This is a genomic window from Bradyrhizobium sp. P5_C11_2, assembly GCF_054049755.1.
On the sequence record NZ_JBFULT010000706.1, the window covers coordinates 1 to 3,302 of the forward strand.

Genomic DNA, 3,302 nt, shown 5'->3' on the forward strand with positions numbered 1-3,302 from the left:
CAGGCTCGATGTGCCGATGCGGATGGTGCCGGCGAGGCGCCGGTCGCTGGCAAGCAGATCCAGGCTCGATGTGCCGATGCGGATGGTGCCGGCGAGGCGCCGGTCGCTGGCAAGCAGATCTTCGCGCGCGCCGTCGATGGTCGTGAGTGCCAGGCGGATGCGGTCGGCAAAGTGGAGCCCCGCCGTCGTGGGATGCAGGCGCCGCGTCGTCCGCGACACCAGCTCCACGCCGAGATCCTGCTCGAGCCGCGCCAGCGACCGGCTCACCGCCTGAAGCGATCTGCCAAGGCGAATTGCTGCCGACGTCAGGCTGCCCTCGTCAACGATAGCCAGAAACGTCGTGTAGTCCGCAAGCGAGGGCAGGGGCTATTCTCTCGAAAAGTGAGATAATGTATCCTCGATCTCATATATTATCACCGGATGCGCGATATGTTGTTGATGAGCCCGCAGCCAACCGGAGCTCTCCATGACGACAATCGACCCCACGGCACAAGCGCCTCTTGCAGCCCTGACGCCCCTCTATGGCGCCCCCATCACACTCGACGAGGCGACGCTCGTCGCCGGCGCGGCACGCGCCGAAGCGCAACGTCATGGATGGCCGATGGTGATCGCCGTCACCGACAGCGGCGGCCATCTCGTCCTGCTCTACCGTCTCGATCAGGCGCAGCATGGCAGCGTGCTTGTCGCCCAGCAGAAGGCGAAAACGGCGGTCGATTTCAGGCGGTCGACCGCGGCCTTCGAATCCGCGCTTGCCAACGGCGGCCTTCATCTGCGGCTTCTGGGCATGACCAATCTGACCCCACTGGAAGGCGGCCTTCCGATCGTGCGCGACGGCAGGGTGATCGGCGCGATCGGAGTGTCAGGCATGCAATCAACCCAGGACGCGCAGGTTGCGTCGGCGGGCCTTGCGGCGTTCGGATCGTGACCGGTCTTGATCCGGGATTGCGGTGACACTCAATGACTCGGGCCGCTTTCGCGGGTCCGAAGAATCAAGAATTAATTGCACCGCCGGAGGCGTTGGAGAGACAGTCTGAGCTCAGGAGACGGGCATGACCGGGCTTGTTCGCGGCATCCCTTGGTTGGCTTCAATTGCAGACCTCGACAAGGCTTCCAACAGCTCCGTTGCTCGGCACCGTTACGCCACTCCTGTAAGTCTCAAGGCGACAGCCGGGTCGAACCGGGCGGCAACCGGCATTATTGCAGTAGATTTGCCCCGATGGCTTCGCCTCCCGCTTCGGTGGCGTGGACTCGATTTGCTTGCGCTCGGCGTCACGGCTGCCGTTACCGTCACGCGTCGCGACCGGCTTCTTGTCCTGCACCTTCTCGCATTCATTGTCGTCGTTGACGCGAGAGCCCGGGCGACATGCGATCTTTACGCAGGCATCGCCGTCGGCCCTGAAGCCATGGTCGCACACCAGCGGGCAGACGCGGCCCGGCTTGGCCTTGATCGCGTCCAGCGCATCGAAGCTCGCGAGCTTGGTGTCGAATTTCGTGCCGGCGTATTTGTTGAACAGCGTCAGCGAGCGTTGTGACGACGCGTTCCAGTCGCCGTCCGCCGAGGCCGTCAGACAGCCGACGCGGCGGAGTTCCGACTGCACCAGCTTCGTCGTTTCCTGCGGCGACATCGCCGGCGGGGTCGAGGAGGGCGTTACAGCCGCGACCTTCTGCTCGGCGTTGGCGGAGGCTTGTTTCTCGGCGGCCTGCTTCGCCGCCGGCTCGGCGGCGGCCTTGTCGCTCGCGAGCTTCGCGGCCAGCGCCTTCTCGGCGGCCAGCTTGTCGGCGAGCGCCTTCGCAGCCGCCTCGGCGTCCTTCCTGCGCTGCTCGGCCGCGGCCGCCTTGGCGTCCTCGAGCTGCTTGGCCTTCTCGGCGGCAAGCCGGGCGTCCTCGGCGGCCTTGGCGGCGGCCGCCGCCTTGTCCTGCTCGGCCTTCTTGGCGCGGTCGGCGATGAGCCGGGCCTTCTCGTCCTCGGCCTGCCGGGCCTTCTCGGCGGCCGCAGCACGCGCATCCTCGGCGGCAATCCGATTTAGCTGGGCCTTGGCCAGGTCGGTGTAGAACCCGCTCGGATGGCGATTGAGAAAGGCGGTCCACACATCGCGCGTGCCAAGCTGGAGCGCCAGTTCATAGTCGCGCCGGATTTCGCTGTCCGGGTTGGCCTGCGGCCCGGCGACGACCGGCTTGGCAGGGACGAGCGACACGTCATCGCCGCCGAGCGAGCCGTAGACGTACGGCTCCTGCTTGTAGCTGGTGCTCTTCAGGACATCGTCGCGGACGAACCCGAACGCCTTGCGCAGGTCGAGACCGGGCGTTGGCAATCGCTCGACCAGCGCTGCGGCGAAGGGGCTGTTCTTTGAATCGCCATCCGAGGCGGTTGACCCCGCCTTGGCGGCGAACGCAATCATCGTGTTCGGGCTGGTCGGCTCGATCTTGGCGAGGCCGCGCCCGATGGCGCGGGCGGCGACCGTGCGCTTCATTGTCTTGGCGAAGGGATTGTCGCGGCATGCGTCCAGTATGATGAGCCGAAGCTGCTTCGCGGGCTCGACGGCGAACAGCGCCCGGTCGAGCGCCACGGTCTCATCGAGAACGTCGCTGTCGGTCTCAAGAGTCGCATCCGTCGGAATGAGGTAGTTGGTTCCGTCCAACTCGATGCCGTGACCAGCGTAATAKATGACGGCAACTTCAGCGTCTCGCGCCCGTCCACCAAAGTCGCGCAGAGCCTTGCGCATCTCGGCAACACTGAGATCGGTCCTGATGTCGATCCAGTCGAACCCGGCCTTCTTGATCATGGCGCCGACCAGAGCGGCATCGTTTGCGGGGTTGGCGAGCCTCGGCACGCTCTTGTAGGCGGAATTGCCGATCACCAGCGCAACGCGCCGCTCGGCATGCGCCGAGCCGCACGTCAGCAAGATGAAAAAGACCAATGAAAACCAGCGAAACGCGCCCATCACAGCCCCGAATAACATGTGCGCAGCGTAGGCGGAGCCTGCCGAAAGGCAAGCTTCGGCTCTGTGATGCTGATCACGCTGCAATCTGTTTCGGGTCAGAAGCTGTCGATGGCGACCACGCGGGGCGACTTCCGCTTTATCTTCGGAAGCCGACGTTCATGAGGACTCGCCCTAGGACCGATCGACATTTATTGCATCCAGATCATTGCGGCTGCGAGATGGATGAAGCCGGTAAAGTTGGCGGTTCGCCTGTCATAACGGGTTGCCAAGCGTCGGAAGTGTTTGAGCCGGCAGAAGCAGCGCTCGATGCGGTTGCGCTGTTTGTAGGCGTCGGCGTCGTGCGGAATGATGATCCTGCGG

Annotated in this window: 4 protein-coding genes; 1 reads left to right on the plus strand and 3 read right to left on the minus strand. The window is 64.7% G+C overall.

Annotation, left to right across the window (positions count from 1 at the left end):
* The coding region (locus ACXJL8_RS37275; RefSeq protein ID WP_456686639.1) for a LysR family transcriptional regulator at positions 1 to 363 on the minus strand (363 nt) is incomplete at its 3' end.
* Positions 364 to 466: 103 nt separating this feature from the next.
* On the opposite strand from ACXJL8_RS37275, the gene ACXJL8_RS37280 reads away from it, so the two are divergent.
* Complete coding sequence (locus ACXJL8_RS37280) at positions 467 to 925, plus strand: GlcG/HbpS family heme-binding protein (protein WP_456621967.1); 459 nt, start codon at positions 467 to 469, stop codon at positions 923 to 925.
* Positions 926 to 1,085: 160 nt separating this feature from the next.
* Here the strand turns inward: ACXJL8_RS37280 and ACXJL8_RS37285 are convergent, their stop codons facing one another.
* Positions 1,086 to 2,942 carry a caspase family protein gene (locus tag ACXJL8_RS37285; RefSeq protein ID WP_456621971.1) on the minus strand — a complete coding sequence of 619 codons (1,857 nt, stop codon included), beginning with the start codon at positions 2,940 to 2,942 and terminating at the stop codon, positions 1,086 to 1,088.
* 188 nt (positions 2,943 to 3,130) lie between these two features.
* The coding region (locus ACXJL8_RS37290; protein ID WP_456686640.1) for a transposase at positions 3,131 to 3,302 on the minus strand (172 nt) is incomplete at its 5' end.